2 protein-coding genes are annotated in these 1,603 nt (G+C 62.8%); both read left to right on the forward strand.

Translation table 11 applies throughout. The features are described 5' to 3' along the window. Positions 1 to 305 precede the first annotated feature (305 nt). Positions 306 to 683, forward strand: a complete 378-nt coding sequence (locus AOQ53_RS35365; RefSeq protein WP_063889047.1) for an IS5/IS1182 family transposase — start codon at positions 306 to 308, stop codon at positions 681 to 683. Positions 684 to 1,166: 483 nt separating this feature from the next. Further along, positions 1,167 to 1,603: hypothetical protein (locus tag AOQ53_RS35370; RefSeq protein WP_201785097.1), on the forward strand; the 437-nt coding region annotated here is incomplete at its 3' end.

The raw sequence follows: 1,603 nt of genomic DNA on the forward strand, positions 1-1,603 counted from the left end.
GAAGCTGCCGAGCACTGCGTTCCCTGTCCACAGCCTGGAGGCTATGCGGCAATCCCAGCCGCACCAGCCCGATTTCGAGCTGCAAGAACGGGGCGAACGTTGCCTGATACGGCACTAGGCGATACCCACAGATGTGGGCCACGTTCGCTGAAAAGGTCTCGCATGGCTCCCGATGCCACCAAGAGCCTGGCCGCCCCCATTGAGGAAGCGCGAGTCAGCAGTGCCTCCTACTGACGGGAACAGGGGGCCACCTGCGCGGAGGGAAACGATCACTCCGAGCGTGGGAAACGATCTTCGGCGTCTCTGTGTCGGCGCTGACCAGCGCATTCCGTCGGTGCCCCACCGCCGGCACCCAACTCCTCACCAAAGTCCGCGAGCGCCACCCCACCATCACCAAAGCCCGGGCCGACAACGGCTACAAGACCAAAGCCGTCGAACAGGCCGCCCACCTCGGCATCGACCTCGAAATCGTCCAACGCGACCCCACCACCCGCGGCTTCCTCGTCCAGCCCCGCCGCTGGGTCATCGAACGCACCCTCGGCTGGCTCATGCACCACCGCCGCCTGGCCCGCGACTACGAAACCCACCCCCACCGATCAGCCGCCATGATCCAACTGGCCGCCATCAACCTCTTGACCCGCCGCCTCACCCACGAAGCCACCACCAACTGGCGCGACAGCTAAGCCAAATAAAACAGGCAATCGAGAACCAAACGCTCACTTAAAAGACCTCACTGAAGATGCCGAAGTCGTGGCCGTCGGCGATCCAGGTCTGTCACTCGGCATCGTCCAGGGCGGCGTCCCAGGGCTGGATGAACATGCGCGGCTCCTCCCGGGGCGGAGGTGCGGTGGGTCAAGTGAGGGCAAGGAGGCTGACGGCAACGGCGGTACTCAGGCCGATCAGCTGCCCTCGAACTGTTTCCGCTGCCACTCGGAGTACAGAGCGACGTACTCCCATTCTCAGGGTTTGATGCGCGTCCAAAGCGTGTCGTCTGAGCTGCTGAGGAGGTCCGTGCTCCAATGCCTTGGGTGGGGGACCGTGGCGACATTCCAGCGACTTCCGAGAAAGGCTTTCACGTGGTTGTCGATCAGAACCCCAGTACACTGGATCCCACCCCGCTGCGAACGGCCGCCATCAGCCGGCGGGTGAATGCTTTGTTTAGAGCGATGGCGACAGATCTCCTGCTGCGGGAGCAGTTCGTCACCGACCCGGCGCAGATCCTGTCCGAGTACGTCGACGGCCAGCAAATTTCGCCCCAGCGGTCCTCGGCGCTCAACCAGCTCATTTACGCTGTAGCAGTCGACACAGACGTCCTGCGATGGTTGCGGAGCTACGTCCTGACAAACCAAGAGACGCCGGTATCCCGTGACCGCTTCATGGTGGAATTTGGGCGCGCTGTGACGGAGAACCGGTCACTGCCCGTCGTCCTCGCGCTCCTGAGGTTCTCCCTGGAAAAGGAGGACATCGCCGCTGTCGACGAGTCACTGGTGTACATCCTCAACAACTGCGGCATGTTCCACGAAGAGCAGTTGTCCGGTACCGAGATGAGCACCGGTACCCAGTTCGGTACGGAGACCAGTGGCACGCATATGAGTACGGGCCA

It is taken from the genome of Streptomyces azureus, from assembly GCF_001270025.1.
GTDB classification, from domain to species: Bacteria; Actinomycetota; Actinomycetes; order Streptomycetales; family Streptomycetaceae; genus Streptomyces; species Streptomyces azureus.